Source organism: Woronichinia naegeliana WA131 (assembly GCA_025370055.1).
GTDB lineage: Bacteria > Cyanobacteriota > Cyanobacteriia > Cyanobacteriales > Microcystaceae > Woronichinia > Woronichinia naegeliana.
The window spans coordinates 455,270-472,467 of record CP073041.1 but is presented as its reverse complement, the minus strand read 5'-3'; the positions used below and the strand labels follow the sequence as shown (position 1 = coordinate 472,467).

Sequence of the window (17,198 nt, the reverse complement as noted above, 5' to 3'; positions counted from 1 at the left end):
CAATATTAGAAATTAGGCAAGTTGCAATAACTGATCAAATATATTCGGCTTGGGTAAGTTTTCGTTATTATTTAAAGCCGATTCAATTAATAGCTCTAAAACTTCTTGAGCATTTTTTAAGGCTTCTTCGTAGGTATCACCATGAGTAACGGGTTGCATAACGTCTTCAAATTCAGGCAAAAAGACAACAAAACAGTTATCTTCTTCTGACCATTGGATTGTGATGCTATATTTCATGATTAATTATCCTCTTGATTAAGTTTCTTTAGGGCATCCATGACTTGTTTTTCTAGATAGGATCGGGCATCGCTGCCATCTTTACCAGCAATAATGATGGATTGGGAAAGTTTAGGATGTGTCCATTTGCTGTGGCTTCCTTTTGCAGGTTGAACGGTAAAGCCAGCTTTTTTGAGCAGACTTTTAAGTTCTCTAATTTTCTTGGTCATTCATGGCTTCCTCCTCAATTTTTGATAATAATTCTTGGCATTCTTGAGCTAAGGGAATACCTAATTCTGTCGCAATTTGTAGAGCTTGTTCGCAATTTTGTCGTGCAAATTTAGGTTTTTTTGTAGAATAATAAATTTCGGAAATTTCTAATAAAATAATGGCTTTTTTTTCACTATTTTCATTATTATATTGCAATAATAAGAATAAAAAATTTAAAGCCTCTAAAAAATTACCAGCTTTTTTGTTTACCAATGCCAAACCAGAAATAGCTGACATTTCACCCGATTTATCTTTTTGATTTTTGGCTATATTGAGTTGACACGACAAATGAAAAATAGCTTTTTGATAATTAGATACAGATGTGTATAATCTTGCCAAATTAGAATGGCCGCCAGATTGACCGATATAATCATTAGTTTTTTGAGCAAAATATAGATATTCTAAAAAAAATTCTTCTGCTTTATTAATATTACCTAAATGCTGATTAGATAATCCCAATAAACCTAGTGTGGTCAATTCATAAAGATGCCATTTAATATTTTTTGATATTGCCAAACACTTCTGATAATAATTAATCGCATTTTCGTATTTACCCTTATTAAATTGAGTTCTGCCTAAATTAAATAAAGACAGAATTTGCCCTTCATAAATTTCTTTAATATGAAAAATATTTTGAGCTAAAAGATAATTCTCTTCGGCCCTCTCGTAGTTTTTCATTATTTCGTAAATACTTCCTATTTGTAGTAAATTTTCCGCTTCATTTAGCAAATCTCCCATTTCGCTAATAATATTTAATCTGGACTGTGAACACCGTAAAGCCTGTAAATAATTCTCTTCTGAAATAAAAATATTTGTCAACTCTCCCCATGCTTCTTTTTCGGATTTACGATCACCAATATCTTGAGAGATAGATAACGATTCATGAAGATGCTTGATCGCTTTTGAATTATTGCCCATTGAGTGATGAATTCGTCCTAGTCTTCCTAATGAACGATTTTCACCTTGTTTATCTCCAAGTTTACGAGACATATCTAAATGGATTAATTGATATTCCATTGCATTTTTGTAATCACCACTCCAGTAATAAGCATTACCCAAATTTCCCATTTCTATACTATATTGATGTATAGCTATTGGTTCTTTGCTTATTAATTTTTCAAGAATAACTAGTGATTGTCTGTAAAATTTTATAGCTAAAATATGATTACCATTTTCATTGTAAATGTTACCAATATTACCTAAAACTCTGGCAATTAATGACTGCTTTTTTTGTTTACGTGCAATCTCCAAACTATGAAAATAAATTTTAATAGCTTGATCATAGTTTCGTGTATTTTTCCAACAATTTGCTATATTATTTAGAATTTCTCCTTGTTCAAATTTGTCGTTTATTTTTAAAGCAATGTCTAAGCTTTTATGATACCAGTTTTTTGCGATTTCATAATCTCCTAATTCATGAGTTGCATTACCTAAAGCCTTAAAACAAATTAAATCTGTTTCTTCGCTAACTTTATTAATCAGAAACGAGTAAATTAAGATTATCTCTTTTGAATAGCCCCACAGTTGAATTAGTATTCCCCAACCATCTCCAATAACCATTGAGCGGATTTTTTGATAGTCTTTGACCGCGTAATAATGATAAGCAGCATCAACATAAGCTTGTACCTTTTCAAAGTTATCTCCGTTCCCAGTCATTGGATATTTATTAAGCCATAACTCCGCCGCTTTAACCTCTGCTGCTTTCCAAATAGACTCATCTTCGCGTAACCAATCATAGGCAATATCCCGCACCAAATTATGCAACCGAATTAGATTGCGTTCTGTTTCAATTAAAGCCCGATCGCCTAAAACTCGATAAGCTTCTAATTGCTCTTTAGGAGAATATTCCGTGATTAACCCTAACCAAAACTTTTTAAGAACTGGACGACGATAAACCGCACTGCGACATAATAACGTGATCGCTTTTTCAGGTAATTGTTCTAAAGATTTTTTGACTCTTTCCCTAACTCGACGGGCTAATTGCTCATTATAGTCAGTTTCCGTTAAACGAGATGACTTTAACTCCCGTGAAACCTGCTCAAACTCTGTTTGATTAACTTGCCAATAAGCCGTTACATCTCCCTGATAAACCTGTAAAATTTCCCCTGTAATTACTTGCAAAACCAGAGGATGACCTTCGTAGGTTTGACCGATGCGATTGAGAATATCTTGATTAAACTCACTAATTACAATGCCATTTTTAGCAAAATATTGTTCAGATTCGTCATTTGCTAACCCTTTTAACGTTTCTTGATGCCAAATATTAGAAAAGCGATCGCACCAATTAATTAGACTATTGGGTAAAACTTGCGAGGTCAATAATAAACGACTAGAAAAATGATTTGTATTTAAACAACTTTCTAAAAAAGTTAACCAATAACTATCAATAAATTCATTCGCTTCAATTAACTTTTCAATTGCATCAATTTGGAACCAATAAAACGAAGATTGTAATTTTTTCAATAAGCGATCGCTTAACCGTTTCGGATCATTCATTTCCTGCGGGTCTAACTCTTTTTCGCCTAACTGACTGAGAATTTCTCTCGCTCCTGTAGCAAAATCAGGCAATTGACTGGCCGAAATTTCTATATGTAACCACTGAAAAGACGGATCACTTTCCCAATCCTTAACTGCTATACATTCTCCTAATGTCGTTTTACCGATACCCGAAAGTCCCGTTAACCAAACAATACGAGTGTTTTGCTGAAATTGATTTAATAACATCTCAATAAGTTGCGATCGGCCTACCCATTTTTCAGGATTATATAAAGTCGGAATAATTTCCAAAGTCTCTTTTACGGCTTTATCCTGACTAGATTCTAAAGGTCTTTGAATTTCTTGTTTATCTAAACCCAACGCCTCACAAATCAATTCAAATTTTGAAATATAAACACTTTTTCCGTTAAAAAATTTGCTAACCGTTGATAATGCAATTTCTATATTAACCGCAAAATCTCCTTGTGTTAAAAAGCCATTACGCTTTAAAGCATCTTCTACAGTTTGCTTGCGATCTGGATGAATACTAACAGAACGAGGCATTTTAAACTCCTAACTGATTCAATTTTTCAGGATACCGATGCCTCAAAAGAGAGTTGAAAACCCAAAGATGAAATAGCTTTATAAACTGCCAAAAAATGAGGATCATCAGAATCGGATAAAATCTGAGCAAGATTTTCTTCATTTAACTTACTTTTCTCTGTCACCTGATTCATTTGCTGATTAGCTCGAATAACATTCTTCAGAGCCAGCAAAAACTCTTCTGGTGAGCCGTCCTGAATGGCAAAATTAAGATAAAGAGCCGCATACTCTGGATCTTGTAACTCACTGTCTAAAATCTCGTGCATATCTATCAGTTTCATTTTTGTACCTCTTCCAAATTTCTTGAGCCTTTGTAATATCCCGTTGTTGGCTGTTTTTGTCACCACCACCAATCAGAATAACCAGATAATCTTCTACACGGGTAAAGTAAACTCGATAACCTGAGCCAAAATGTAATCGCAGTTCATACACCCCGTCCCCAACAGACTGAGTATCACCAAAGTTGCCAAGTTCCAATCGGTCTAAACGTCCCCTGATTCGCAACTTAGTTACTTTGTCCCGCAGAGAAGCATACCACTCTAAAAAAGGTATTTTTCCCTCATCGGTTTCCAATAGTTTAACTTGAATGCGAGATTCCATTGTGCCATTGTATCTCGTAAAATTGCGATCGCGTCCTGCTAATTCCAGAAAATCAACTCGGTTGTGAACTCGGTCACGAACTCAGGCTTGCTCAGATTCGGACACAAATAGGCTAATGGTTTGATGAAAGTGTTCCTAGTTCAAGGTTAACACCCATGAAAACGACTCAAGCCCAACCTGCCCAAATCTCTAACCTCGTTGATCCCCAAACCCTTATCAAAAATGGAGAATCACCCACCAGCATTATTCTGGCGATCGCAATTTTACTGGCTATCCTCAGTCAATCACTAACGGGTTTAATCCAAGTCATTTTAAAACAGCAGAAGTAGTAGTCAGTCAAGGTAGAACTGATGGATAAAGCCGCTTGAGTTTGATGCGAGCATCATCAGTGGTAAATTGCCAATCAATGGTACGCAATTGTTCATTTCGGTGTTTTTCCCAAGCAGCAATTTCATTGTTGAGAGTTGAGAGTTTCCTTGTCAGGAATACGACGGGCTAAACATTGACGAGATAAAACGCTTAACTCAATCTCAGCCATGTTGAACCAACTACCATGCTTAGGGGTGTAATGAATATCCAGTTTGTCAAGGATACGCTTGGCTTCTTGGGGTTCAAAGGTCTCATATAAGGCATAGGGAACATGGGTATTCAGGTTGTCGTGAATAAGTGTTATCTTTTCGGCTTCTGGATGATAAATATCGACCAGAGATTTCAGTTGATGAGCATAATCTTTTTTAGTACGACGTTCGGTTACTTCTACGTGTCGCCATCCAGCTAGGGGTTCAGAAAACATAAACAAATTGCTCACCCCATTCCGTTCATATTCGTAGTCATACCTTTCTACCTGTCCTAATTCGGCAACTAAGGGCGTTTTGTTCTCCTTGACCAATTGTTTGTTGGTTTCGTCAAAGCAAACTACGGGATGCTTGGGGTCATAAGGACGTTTGTAAATATCCAGCACATTTTCCATGCAACAGACGAATTCTGCATTGGCTTCGGGGGGAATCACCCAACATTCCTTTAACCAAGGCTTTAGTTCGTTTTTTTTAGAGTTTGACGCACTGCTTCATGGAAAATGCCTTCTACATGACCCAACTCCACCATCTTGTCTGCTAACAACCGCAATGTCCATGCCCCTCTCCCTTCTGGTGCTTCTGTGCAGGCAATTGCAATCAAACAGGCTTCTTTTTCTCCCTCTAACAATCGTGGTCTTGCCTTTAAGGGCGTTCGACGCGATAGAGCTGATTCTAAGCTTTCTTCTACAAACTTTTGTCGTACTCTTTCTATAGTGCTAACACTGATATCCAGCGCTTCACTGAGTTCTTTATCTCTTAATCCTCCTTTTTCCTGATTTATGTCTGCTTTTAGCAGAATACGAGCATGGTTGACTCTATACGCAGGAGATTTTCCTTTGGTTGTTATACTTTCCAATTCTTTTCTTTCTTCTTGCTCCAGAGCAACTATGTATTTTTTTTTAGCCATGATTTCTCTTGAATGTTTAGGTCTTCCCCATTCTCACACTTTTTACCCATCAAATCAAGGATGACTGACTACTAGGTTGCTGAATTCAATCCAATCAATTAAGCAAAAGTCGCCCAACTAGGGGTGTTTGCTGACGAACTAAACGAGATACCTGTATTTGAGCCGGCGAAGAAGTTAGACAAGCTGTTATTTTCAAAGATACCGACCAGATCGCCGGTGGCGTTACTGCCTAAATACAGTTCTACCTTGGAGGGAGTAAGGGCATTTTGCATAAAATAGGTGGATGCAGCATTGAGCTTGAGTAAATCCGTTGTCGCACTAAAGTCCATCAACCGGGCATAATCGGCATTATTGCCGCCAGTGTAATAGGTTCCTAGGTTATCTCCTAGACAGAAAGTATCCGCATCGCTCAGACCCGTTAAACTAGAGCCATTACCAATAAGGGTGTCAATTTTGTTGGTACCGCGATCGCTGGCTGCAACATCCACACCCCTCAGAATATCGCCAAGTTGTCCGCCCTGAACTGTCTCACTGGCCGATGTGCCCGTAAAACTTTCTTTATAACCAGCAGAGGTTCCACCCCCAACACCTACAGCATTCCAAGCATATTTAAGTTGCACTAAATCATTGGCAGTGATAGTCGGGGTTGAAGCCACATATTTATAGGTTTGTAAGTCTTTCGCCGCTTGCAAAGAATAGAAGCGGGCATCCGCATATTGGGAGGTGGGAACTAGGTAAGTCGTTAGGGTTCGGTAAGCGATCGCCTGGGCTTTATCCAGTCCTAGCCCCTGCACACTAAACTTATAACCCTTGTCATTAGTATCCACCGTACCGTCAATATCCAGGGTGGGGTGCATCACACCAGAACCACTGCCTTCCGTTAACAAGGCAAACCAATAATTGAGAACGCCACTATTGGTATGGACTCCACCACTGTCTCCTGAACCTGAATACCAGTAGGTTCCTTTATAGGTGTCAGGATTAGCATAGGTTTTCGGGTTAGCCATATCCCGTATCACATAATTAAAATCTTCGCCTAAAGTCCAATTCCAATTCGTCGGACGAGCATAGGCTTCAATCGCAGTCCCAAAGATATCGCTAAACCCCTCATTCAGCGCACCGGATTCATAACTATAAGTGAGATTAGCCGTTTTTTCCGTCAGACCATGCGTAATTTCGTGACCGCACACATCAAGAGAGGTTAACGGTTTGTTGCCATTACTGGCATTGCCATCACCGTAGGTCATCCGGGTGCCATCCCAGAAAGCATTGAAATAATTTTTGCTGTAATGAACGTAGCTTTTTAGGGCAAAACCGGCATTATCAATGCTATCGCGATTGAAATTATTTTTATAAAAGTCATAGGTTTTTTCCGCCCCAAAGTGAGCATCTAGCGCGTATTGGTCTTTGGGATTAGTGGAACTAGAAGCATTCCAAATATTGTCAGAATCAGTGAAATCTTTTGCCTGAGCATAACGGGTTGTTTGATTAAGATTATAGGTTTCAATCTTCTTCGTAAAAGTCTTACTGCCCTCAACGATAGAACTGGTTTCCCGCAGACGGTAACTGGTATTAGAAACTTTGTCTGTGGTAATGGTTTGAGTGCCACTATAGGCCGTTGCGGCTGTACCGATCGCATTTAAAGAGCCGGAGCCTCGGTTAATCCCCAATAGCTGACCATTCGAGACCGCTTGCCCTAAGCTATTGGCCGTGTTAAAGATTTCGTTTTTACCGAGAATTTTGCCATCTAGGGCATCAACATACACATACTGACGACTAGCAGGTTCCTGGGCATAAATGTCAAATTTATAGGCTAACCGTAAGCCACTACCGTTCAAGCTCTCAGCACCAGAGTAATAGACTAATTCTCCTTGGGGTTTAAAGGTCGCCTTCGCATCTCCCGATTCTGCTTTAATAAAAGCCTCTTCCTCGGCCGATTGCCATTTATAGGATTTGGCTCCGACAAAAGACAAAGCTAAATTTAGGGCATTCTTCTCATTCAAGGTTGCCTGGGTCGCTAAATTAGCGGGAGTTTGTTCTACCCAGTTGCCATTTTGACTAATCAGTTTATTGTTGCGGAGATGGACAATATAAACAGCATTTTCAACATCGATACCATTGATCTGTTGTTGATAGCGAATATGTTCAAATCCTAAACTGTCACTTTCTTTCGATAACTCTTTGAAGGCAGCAGAATAGCCAACCCCTTGGGCCGCATTAACTAAAACCACTTGATGGTTAAAATCTGGGGCGTTATGGGGATCAAAGCTTAACCAGGTGGCATAGTTTCCCTGGGTTCCCTGGACAATCTGGGCTAAACCAGGATGGGAATTTTGAACTTGCTGAACGATTTGATTACCAATATTTGTTCCGGCGATCGCTAATTTAGTAACGCTGGATAGAGAGGCCAATCCCTGGGACTGATTTCCTGAGTCTATTCCTGTATTCGTTTCACTAACAAACTGCCCAAGACTTGATGGATAGAGAGAATTTACCGGCAAGGAAGTGGAGATAACCACCAAACGATTGGAGAAAGAAGAGTTGCTAGGGGCAGAAGATCCAGTTCCACCAACAGTACTTTCGTTTTCTCCCTCAAGCTGGGAAGAATCACTAAAATTACTAATTTGCCATTCTGCTGTATAAACTCCTTGACTTCCTAAGGCGTTATTGAAAGCTTTCAATCCCTCTCCAACCAGGACAAGAGTTCCAAAGGAGTCATGGATCAGACTAAAGGTGTTGCTGTTCATTAATATAGACCTGTGCTATTTCGGGGAAAACGAGGATTTTCTCCGACTCCAAAATACACCTATATCGTAGCGTAGGTAATAATTGACTTGCAGGGCTACACCCCTAGAGTTTTTCATCAGAAAAATGGGTAGAAACCTCAGCAAAAATAAATTCAGAACGATTTTGCGTCGTTTCAGCGATTCACCAAATTGTCAAGAATTGTAAAGTCCTCTTGGTGTAAGGTTTTCAGAGCTATCAAGTTTTGAATTTGGAATTGCTGTAGAAACCTCGTCCTTTAGCGATAGCGGAGGACGACTTTATATGGGGTGGGTTGACACTTTCAACGAAGAGTCGCTAGAATGTGAAACATGGAAAAGGCTTTTCGACTTAGATTTTACCCAACCCCTGAGCAAGAGTCGCTATTGCGACGCACTTTGGGTTGCGTAAGACTGGTCTATAATAAGGCTCTCCACGAAAGAACTCAGGCATGGTATGAGAGGCAGGAAAGAGTCGGGTATTCCGAAACTTCTAGTCTGCTTACTCAATGGAAGAAGGAAGAAGACCTTGACTTCCTCAATGAAGTTAGTTGTGTTCCTTTGCAGCAAGGACTTCGACATCTCCAAACTGCCTTTACAAATTTCTTCGCAGGAAGAACAGCATATCCAACCTTCAAGAAAAAGAGGAATGGCGGCAGTGCTGAATTTACAAAGTCAGCCTTCAAGTTCAGGGACAAAGAGATTTACCTCGCCAAAGGTTCTGAACCATTACCAATTAGGTGGTCTAGGCAAATTCCAAAAGGATGTGAGCCAAGTACCGTTACAGTAAGCCTGCATCCTTCAGGACGTTGGCATATCTCTATCAGATTTGATGATCCAACAATTAAGCCTCTCCCTGTCAACGAGAATGCGATAGGGATAGACTTGGGGATAACAAGTCTAATTGCAGATAGCAACGGGAAAAAGATTACTAATCCCAAGCATTTCAAAAAGCATCGGAAACGCTTAAAGAAAGCACAAAAGAATCTTGCTCGTAAGCAAAAAGGTTCTAAAAACAGAGAAAAGGCGAGCATCAAGGTAGCTAAAATTCACCTTGAAATCTCCGATGCTCGAAAAGATTTCTTGCATAAATTGACGACTCGTTTGGTACGCGAAAATCAAGTGATTGCCGTTGAGTCGTTGGCTGTTAAGAATATGGTTAAAAACCACAAACTCGCTCTTGCTATTTCAGATAGTGGGTGGAGTGAACTGATTCGACAACTGGATTACAAGTGTCGTTGGTATGGAAGAAAATTGGTCGAGATTGACCGATGGTTTCCTAGTTCAAAACGATGTAATTCTTGTGGGCATATTGTCGAAAAGATGCCTCTTAATATCCGTGAATGGCAGTGTCCCAAGTGTGGAACTAACCATGATCGAGATATTAACGCAAGTAAAAATATTTTGGCCGCAGGGCTTGCGGTTTCAGTCTGCGGAGCGACTGTAAGACCAGAACAGAGTAAATCTGTTAAGGCAGGTGCGAAGAAACAGAAACCCAAATCGTGAGGTTTGGGAATCCTCGTGCGTTCACGCCGAGGAGGATGTCAAAGATGGCACAGAGAGACCAATTGGGAGACCGAAAGACAAGGAGAAAAAAAGACTCACTACTCGGGCAAGAAGAAACGCCATACGATTAAAAACAACATTATCAGTAACCGGCGTAGCAAGGTACTCTATCTAAGCGGTACTTATGTTGGAAAGAAGCACCACAAAAAGATTGCCGATGAAGAGGAGTACCATTTTACCCAAGGGAGTCATTTGTGGAAAGACACAGGGTTTCAGGGGTATGAGCCAGAGGGGGTGACAACGCATAAACCGAAGAAGAAGCCGCGCAATGCCGAGTTAACATCCGAAGAAAAAGAGGCCAACCGAGAAATTTCCAAAGAGCGTGTTGTCTAGCGGGAGACGAAAAGACTTCAGTTGGAGGGGTTCAACAAACTGACTTTTCCCGTTAAGTCCAAAATCCAGCAATGCAAACTTCTAGAGGCTTTATCTGGCAAGGGTTTGAGTAATGATTCTCTTGACAGGAAAAAAATATTCTGAAGCCATCATCCCGCTTATCGTTCAAATTTCAAAAACAAAGGATGAAGGGAGTATGAGACTGTAAAATGGAGAAAATCTTAAAGGGCAGGTCAAAAAATGTTGGAATGGTGGACAAAAAACTTTGCCAGTTGTGAATTGGGAGACGAGAGGCTAAACAATCGTGCCTTCTCGATTGGGAAAAAGTTAAGTGAGGGGTTTGGAAAAGCCTTATCAGAAGTGTTTAAGGGAGGAAACGAGTTAAAGAGGGCCTATGAATTTTTGGGAATCCGAAAACAGACTTTGTCAAGATAATAGAGCCGCACTGTGAAATGACAACTGCCGCCGTAGAAGAATATAAGATAATGCTATCAGTCGGAGATACGACCTTCTTAGATTATCGCAATATCAAGGAAAAAAGGGAAGGGTATGGGCCGACTGGAAAAGGAGGGAATGGATTAATACTGCATAGTGCTTTAGCAATTGAGCCAGAAAAAGGACAAGTATTAGGTTTATTATGGCAAAAACTGTGGAATAGGGAGGTAAAAGAAAAGCCCCCAACAGATGAAACGGCGAAGCAGAAAAAAGAAAGACAGAAAGAACAAAGAAAAGCAGCTCGTCAAAGACCATTTGAGGAAAAAGAATCCTACAAATGGGTAGAGGCTCTAAACACCTGTGAGAAACAGGTAGAAAGTTCAACGAGGGTAATTCATGTATTTGACAGAGAAGGAGATGTTTCAGAAGTCTTTGACTCAGTGCGTCAACTCAAGCATACAGGAGTGCTGGTCAGAGCGTCTCATAATCGTAGTTTAGACAAAAATAGTGAACGACTTTGGCAACATTTGGAATCAGAACCGATTCGTTTTCATCAAGAAATCGAGATTCCGAGTACAGGAAAAAGAAAAGCACGGAAGGTTAAGCTTGCCGTCCGATTTTGCTCAGTTAATCTACGAACTCCCTATCGTTTTGATAATCGTGACCCGTTGAATGTCTATGCTGTTTATGCGACAGAAATCGATTGTCCCGAAGGCGAAACTCCTTTATCTTGGATGCTTCTGACTACAGAAGTTGTTGAGACTATTGAGATGGCTGTCACTATTCTTCGTTGGTACACCTACCGATGGCGGGTTGAAGAATTTCATAAAGTCCTTAAGTCTGGTTGTCAGAGTGAGCGTTATCGACTTGCCTCTGATGGAATGAAAACTCTTTTGGGTTTTTTAAGTGTCATTGCTGTTGAACTTTTACACGTTACTTATCTTCATCGTACCCAGCCCGATGCTCTCGCGATTGAAATTCTTAATCCTCTTCAACTTCAGGTGTTAAAAGCAGCCGCCTCTCAAAAACTTCCCCCTATTTTGACTGTTGCTTGGGCTGTCGAGTCTGTTGCTTTTCTTGGTGGTTATCTTGAACATCGTCGTAAAACTCCTCTCGGTATCCAAGTCCTTTGGCGCGGTTGGTTGAAGTTGCATGACCTTTGCCAAGGCTGGCAGCTTGCAATCCGCACTTAACGGGAAAAGTCAGGTTCAACAAAGCCCACGAATTGAAGTAAGTCCTCCCAAGTTAACCCTTTTTGAAGGATACCGAGAGCTACAGCCGAGACTTTTCTCGTCGTAAAATGGCTGCGAACAAAGTTATGAACCATCCAAAAAAAATATCTAGGACTCGCTGTAATCCCACAACTGATTTAGAGGAAGTATTTGTACGACGACGGAAGGCAGCTAAATAGCGTCGGATAGCACTATTAAATGCCTCAAAGTGGTTGGCGATGAACTCTCATTAGCAATTAGTCTGTTCCAAAATCAATGTAGGTAATGCCCGCTTTTTTATCCGTTAACCAGTTAACATACTTAAAATAAGTTGATTCTCCCGCAATAGGTTCTTGGAAAGAAAGAGGTTGCTTATATAAGTGGGGAGGATGAGCTTCTCGAATACCAATTAGGGTTTGATAGGGTCGGTACCAACGCTTTAAAATAGACATCAATTCATCAAACTTGATAAACGAGAGACCATGACGGTAATTGAGAGCGATATACTGAACCATTCTGGCATAGTTATCAGGATTATGATTGCGGTCAGAAACATTAATAATCTTACGTAGGCTTTCAAAGGCATTAAAGTTTGCCATTACTAAGGAAATTAAGGTGCTATAGGACTGTAAATCTTGCTTATCCAGAGATTTAATCAGATCTGAAATCTGTCTTAAAACAGAATAGTCAGCCAACTGAAAAGTTTTAAATAAGGAAAGTAACTTTAACCCTAAATCATCCTCACAGAGTCGGTTTAAATGTTTAGAGTAGGCTTGGAGTGCGACCCGACCTTCCTCGGTCTTAACTTGAGCAATCACTTCTGACAACTTAACTTGAATATTTTCTCTAAAGACATCGATATTTTCATAATGTCCCAGTAAGTCTTCTGTATATTTGTAAAAATCTTGCTGTTTAGAACCGCGAAAGCTGAGTTCTGTTTGGTCAATGGCAATAAAACTATCCTTGGCCTCGATCGCTAGTTGCAAAAGACGAATACTTTCATAGAGATCAGCATGGTCTCCAATATTACGAGACAATAAATATTTAAGCTTAATAAAAATTAAAAACTCTTCCTGTCCAAATTTTTCATTGTCAATTAATTCGGCATTTTTACCTAAAATCCGAATATCGGTCATGGCTCGACGATGAAGGAAGGTTGTACTATCAGAGATCGTTTCACGGGTTTGAGAAAATCGTCTCAGGAACTTGTGAAACCATTGGCTGATAATGCCATTTTTGCCAAATAAACCCCGCTTCCACCAAGGTGATTTGGGAGACGATGATGGCTGATTAGGAAGTTTGGTTTGAGATGAGTTTTCCATTTATCAAAATACCTAATATTTGAACGAATATAGGACAGCAATTCCAAATTAGGAATGTGGCAAATGATACGGAACATAGGAAGCTTCTGCTGCGTACATCCAATCCACAATCAAGAGGAATTAACGCGAGCAACAGGGATGGTCTCATCAAGCATAAAGTCTAAAAGGTGATGCTAGCTTTCAAACAACAGATACTTGGTCAGACAAATAACATCTTGAAAAAAGCCCCGGCGAGTCCCTCGCTGAATCCGAGCCCGTTGATAGCGTTCATCGACCAGATGGAGAACAGTAGGTCATAAGAAAGCCAGAAGGTTGAGGGTCAGCAGAAAAGAGGACAAATGTTGCTGACCATGCCCAAAATTATGTTCTATAATGATAGCCCCGAGTTTTAAGAACATTGTGATTCTCATTTTCGGTTCGCCAACGACTGCGTCCAGCAGAGCAGAATGACCCGTTGAGGAGTCAGGTCGTGGTTGGTAATCCAGCTATTGCGATAGAGCAGTTGGCCATCCGACTGGCGCTTAACTGTCACCTCACACCAATTGACCAGTAAGACGGGTTGTTGTTCGCGCAGAGGGACTTGATTGAGATAACGATAGTCCCAAATTTCAAAGTAGTGCCCATTCCAAACTCGTTGTTGAGTAGTTTTAACTTCTCCCGTTCGCCTCCGTGAAAGCGACCCAATCATAGAGAGCTGGATGGGATGTGGGTAAACAGACAACAGACAACAGACTCTCTACAGGGACGCACTTCCAAGCAGCAAAATCCTTTCCCGTGTTTCTCTTTGCCTTGGGCGACTTGGCTCATCGCTCGTCTGGGAGGTTGGTCTGGCTATCGCTCTCAATGTCCCCCTGGTATGCCTACCTTAATACACGGGCTGCGACAGTTTGAGTCCATTCTGCTCGGATGGAAACTAGCTCAGACTCTACTTGTGTGTACACAGTAGGGGGGCTGGGGGGGCAAAACGAGGTTGACAGGTAGATGTGTGTACGCGGCAGCGGCAGCTTGATAAGGGGGGTGTCCATAGGACGGGGGGATCTTATAAATTTTAAGACCCATCTACTTACCACATCGGGATGACAGGATTTGAACCTGCGGCCCCTTCGTCCCGAACGAAGTGCGCTACCAAGCTGCGCTACATCCCGTAGAAAATTAGCTTAAACAGTATAGCATACCTGATTGGCAACTCTACACAAAAATCAAATTCAGGTTTTTTCTCCGTTGCTCCCAGGACGGTCAAGCTTCTTGCTACGTGATCGCTGACGGTTCAACCGCTTGTTAAGATGGACTAATAAGATGGACTAATAAGATGGACGCGATCGCTTAAATTTTTTGTATCCATAACCATGACTTTTTGCAGTAATTATAACGTAAGGTCGAACTTTCAGGCCTTGCCAGGCTGCGGCTAAAACGAAAAACAGGGGCCAGGTTGACCCCTGTAATACATTGAACTGACTAGATCTTAAAATCTTAAAAGAAAGCTCCTCCTCCCTGTCGTTGAATGCCAATAACTGCTGAACGAGGTGGCCCAGAAGGATCTCCGATTAGGTTACTGGGCCAATTACTACCACGAGGAACCGTCCGATTTTGATTAAAGGTCGTTCCATCTAAAGCAAGAATTTGAATCTGACGATTTAGCAAAGTGGTATTCCCGATGGGGGAATCTTCCGAAGGGTGCTGAACTGATAACAGCAAGGTATTCCCGACAAAAGTGGGGCCAGTCATTTCACAGCGCACGGGGCCATAGGCCAAAGGAATAACTTTACCCGCATCAGTTCCACTAGCTGGAATCACATACATCCAGTTATTGCCAAAGCAACCCAGTAGGTTTTCAGCATTTCCGACGACGGTGTGATCAATGGTAGTTTGGGTCGGATTAGCTCCGGTGGAGAAGCCGTTATGCTTATCCGTTGACATATCAATAACGCCGACCAGATTTCCTTGAGGATCGAAAGCCAAATTATCCGACATCGCAAAGCCAGTCCCGTTGGGTGCATTGATGCCGCCGCCACCCGTGGTGTTATCTTCACCGCCCTGTTTAAAAATTTGCCAGTGAAAAGTGGTTCCACTGCCATCGCTGCTATCTTCGGTAATCTTGTAGAGTCCACCAAAATGTTGGGTGGTATTTAGATTTGCGTTGTATTTAGCGACAACAAAAATTCGAGAATCAGGATAGCCGTCACCGGAGGGGCGATTATCAGTATAGGAAATAAAGACTTCTTGGGTGAGGGGATGAACTTCGAGATCCTCTGGACGACCGCCGGGGGTTCCGCCTACCAAATTAGAGGCCAGATAGGTATCACACAAAATTGCTCCTTGGCTAGTATAGAAATCAGCTAAGGTTTTATTTTGATAACCAGGTAAAGAGGTGGCTTCATTGGCAACGGTCATCTGAAAAGATCCACCGTTTTCAGTTTGACCGGCAATCCCCGCACGACGGGGAAAGTAGGTATTCCCGTTACTACTAATCGCTCCCTGCTGGGCCAACTGTACAGAAGATAGGACACTCGGTACATTGGGGTTGGTGGGGGTTGACATTAAGAGAGGAATCCATTGTCCTGTGCCATCGGCATGGGTGCGACCTTTAGTTGATAAAAGCTGTTGTAATCAGGGTTCTACAGGGAACCCATATTGATCAAGTTTTGCCCAAAATTGACTCCATCGTTCCTTGGTCAATACCAAAGCTCGTAGGCTCAAAATAATTCCTGCTCCTTTTTCCTTCCATCGCATCCCTGAACAACATAATCGTTGTTTGACCAACGTCTTACAAGCTGCTTCCGTAACACCTGAACCAATCGGATACTTTTTCTCTATGTATTCAGCATAATCCATTTGATGCTGATGATTCTCGTAATAAGTAATCGCCGCTTGTAGTTTCTCGGTAAGATTCTTAGAATGACTTTTTTCTTCTTTGACTTCTTTCATCAGATTTAGCAGTTCTCCTGCTTTTCCTTTTTCATGCTTGAGTTCTCGACAATTTTCAGTCAACCATTCTTTTTGTTTTGACACTGTATTCGGATGCAACGCTTCTGCCAAGGCACCTAAGTAACCAGAGGCATGATAGAAATCTAATATCTGTTCTTCCGTTTGCTTTTCTAAAAACTTCCAATTTGATTCTGCCCCGTCTGCTATCCCGACCAATGTTGCCTCTGGATAACGTTTTTTCGCTCGCTCAATTTCTCTTTCTAATCTTTCTAGAAAACTCTTTTTTCCATACTCTGGTGCCGCACCTAGATAGATTGTATGTTGACGTTCGCCTTCACTATCGTATAGGGAAACGGTTCCCACCATTGCTTCACGGTAGCCATCCTCACACATCAGCATACAGGTTCCATCTAATCCTATTCCCACTGTTGCAATTTGGCTATCCTCCTTGGGCGGGGCATAACTCCACGCTTCTTCTTTTGCCTGTACCACACTTCCTACTGCTTCACTCAATCTTTGGATATAGGATAGCGCTACTTTTCTACCATGATTTTCTAATAAATCATTTTTCACCTCTTTGCCTGCCATCCCTGACATTTTTGAGGATACCTGTTTTGCCAATAATGGCGTTGATGTTATGATTATCCTTGCTTCTCTTTCTAAGGGGCAATACGTTTTTCCTCAAAGGTGAACGCTGATATACATGACGATTCACTATAACCTCACCATAAGGTGTTTGATATTCTTTCGGTTGCTCTCCCTTACTCTTCCAGATTTCTTCACCGATTTTTAAGGGTGAACCATCTGTATCTAAATATTTCAAGGCTTCTTTGCTGGCGATGCAACCTACTTCGTTTAAGCCTTTTTGAATATTTATTTCTGTATCCAACATTGAACGACTGAGTTCTAATGTTAGTTCTATTTTTATCTTTGAACCCTCTACATTAATTAGTTTTGCTGTCATCATTGTTTCCTCTTTGTCACTTTTCATCTCATGT

13 protein-coding genes, 1 tRNA gene and 3 pseudogenes are annotated in these 17,198 nt (G+C 40.9%); 6 read left to right on the top strand and 11 right to left on the bottom strand.

What is annotated here, in order from left to right:
- Window positions 1–12 precede the first annotated feature (12 nt).
- From KA717_02490 to KA717_02470, 5 genes are read right to left on the bottom strand one after another with little or no spacing between them, the layout of a single operon-like run.
- Entirely contained in the window at window positions 13–237 is a 225-nt protein-coding gene (locus KA717_02490; GenBank protein ID UXE61822.1) for a type II toxin-antitoxin system HicB family antitoxin, read from the bottom strand.
- 2 nt (window positions 238–239) lie between these two features.
- Entirely contained in the window at window positions 240–446 is a 207-nt protein-coding gene (locus KA717_02485) for a type II toxin-antitoxin system HicA family toxin (protein ID UXE61821.1), read from the bottom strand.
- Complete coding sequence (locus tag KA717_02480; GenBank protein UXE61820.1) at window positions 430–3,525, bottom strand: tetratricopeptide repeat protein; 3,096 nt, start codon at window positions 3,523–3,525, stop codon at window positions 430–432. Before KA717_02480 ends, KA717_02485 begins: the two co-directional genes overlap by 17 nt.
- Window positions 3,526–3,551: 26 nt before the next feature.
- Window positions 3,552–3,845: a hypothetical protein gene (locus KA717_02475; protein ID UXE61819.1), complete on the bottom strand. Its 294-nt coding sequence runs from the start codon at window positions 3,843–3,845 to the stop codon at window positions 3,552–3,554.
- On the bottom strand, window positions 3,808–4,164 hold the full coding sequence (locus tag KA717_02470) for a type II toxin-antitoxin system RelE/ParE family toxin (GenBank protein UXE61818.1): 357 nt from the start codon (window positions 4,162–4,164) through the stop codon (window positions 3,808–3,810). The genes KA717_02475 and KA717_02470 overlap by 38 nt, the downstream gene beginning before the upstream one ends.
- A gap of 155 nt (window positions 4,165–4,319) precedes the next feature.
- Here KA717_02470 and KA717_02465 point away from each other — a divergent pair, with 155 nt between their 5' ends.
- Window positions 4,320–4,493 carry a hypothetical protein gene (locus KA717_02465; GenBank protein ID UXE61817.1) on the top strand — a complete coding sequence of 58 codons (174 nt, stop codon included), beginning with the start codon at window positions 4,320–4,322 and terminating at the stop codon, window positions 4,491–4,493.
- A gap of 7 nt (window positions 4,494–4,500) precedes the next feature.
- On the opposite strand, the pseudogene KA717_02460 reads toward KA717_02465, so the two are convergent.
- Together KA717_02460 and KA717_02455 are read right to left on the bottom strand one after the other, a co-directional pair.
- Window positions 4,501–5,646: pseudogene (locus KA717_02460) on the bottom strand (IS630 family transposase).
- Window positions 5,647–5,744: 98 nt separating this feature from the next.
- Complete coding sequence (locus tag KA717_02455) at window positions 5,745–8,327, bottom strand: M4 family metallopeptidase (GenBank protein ID UXE61816.1); 2,583 nt, start codon at window positions 8,325–8,327, stop codon at window positions 5,745–5,747.
- A gap of 414 nt (window positions 8,328–8,741) precedes the next feature.
- On the opposite strand from KA717_02455, the gene KA717_02450 reads away from it, so the two are divergent.
- From KA717_02450 to KA717_02435, 4 genes are all read left to right on the top strand, one after another.
- Complete coding sequence (locus KA717_02450; protein UXE61815.1) at window positions 8,742–9,914, top strand: transposase; 1,173 nt, start codon at window positions 8,742–8,744, stop codon at window positions 9,912–9,914.
- Between the two features lie 3 nt (window positions 9,915–9,917).
- Window positions 9,918–10,307, top strand: a complete 390-nt coding sequence (locus KA717_02445) for a transposase family protein (protein ID UXE61814.1) — start codon at window positions 9,918–9,920, stop codon at window positions 10,305–10,307.
- 240 nt (window positions 10,308–10,547) lie between these two features.
- Complete coding sequence (locus tag KA717_02440) at window positions 10,548–10,742, top strand: transposase (protein ID UXE61813.1); 195 nt, start codon at window positions 10,548–10,550, stop codon at window positions 10,740–10,742.
- Window positions 10,743–10,759: 17 nt separating this feature from the next.
- Window positions 10,760–11,935, top strand: a complete 1,176-nt coding sequence (locus tag KA717_02435; protein UXE61812.1) for an IS4 family transposase — start codon at window positions 10,760–10,762, stop codon at window positions 11,933–11,935.
- 275 nt (window positions 11,936–12,210) lie between these two features.
- Here the strand turns inward: KA717_02435 and KA717_02430 are convergent, their stop codons facing one another.
- Complete coding sequence (locus KA717_02430) at window positions 12,211–13,275, bottom strand: hypothetical protein (protein ID UXE61811.1); 1,065 nt, start codon at window positions 13,273–13,275, stop codon at window positions 12,211–12,213.
- Between the two features lie 733 nt (window positions 13,276–14,008).
- Here KA717_02430 and KA717_02425 point away from each other — a divergent pair.
- Window positions 14,009–14,221, top strand: a pseudogene (locus KA717_02425) (IS4 family transposase).
- A 125-nt stretch (window positions 14,222–14,346) separates the two neighbouring features.
- On the opposite strand, the gene KA717_02420 reads toward KA717_02425, so the two are convergent.
- The 3 genes and pseudogenes from KA717_02420 to KA717_02410 form a co-directional block, all read right to left on the bottom strand.
- Window positions 14,347–14,420 (bottom strand) — tRNA-Pro (locus KA717_02420).
- Window positions 14,421–14,745: 325 nt separating this feature from the next.
- Window positions 14,746–15,813: a DUF839 domain-containing protein gene (locus KA717_02415; GenBank protein UXE61810.1), complete on the bottom strand. Its 1,068-nt coding sequence runs from the start codon at window positions 15,811–15,813 to the stop codon at window positions 14,746–14,748.
- A 69-nt stretch (window positions 15,814–15,882) separates the two neighbouring features.
- A pseudogene (locus KA717_02410) lies at window positions 15,883–17,164 on the bottom strand (ISKra4 family transposase).
- Window positions 17,165–17,198: the final 34 nt, after the last annotated feature.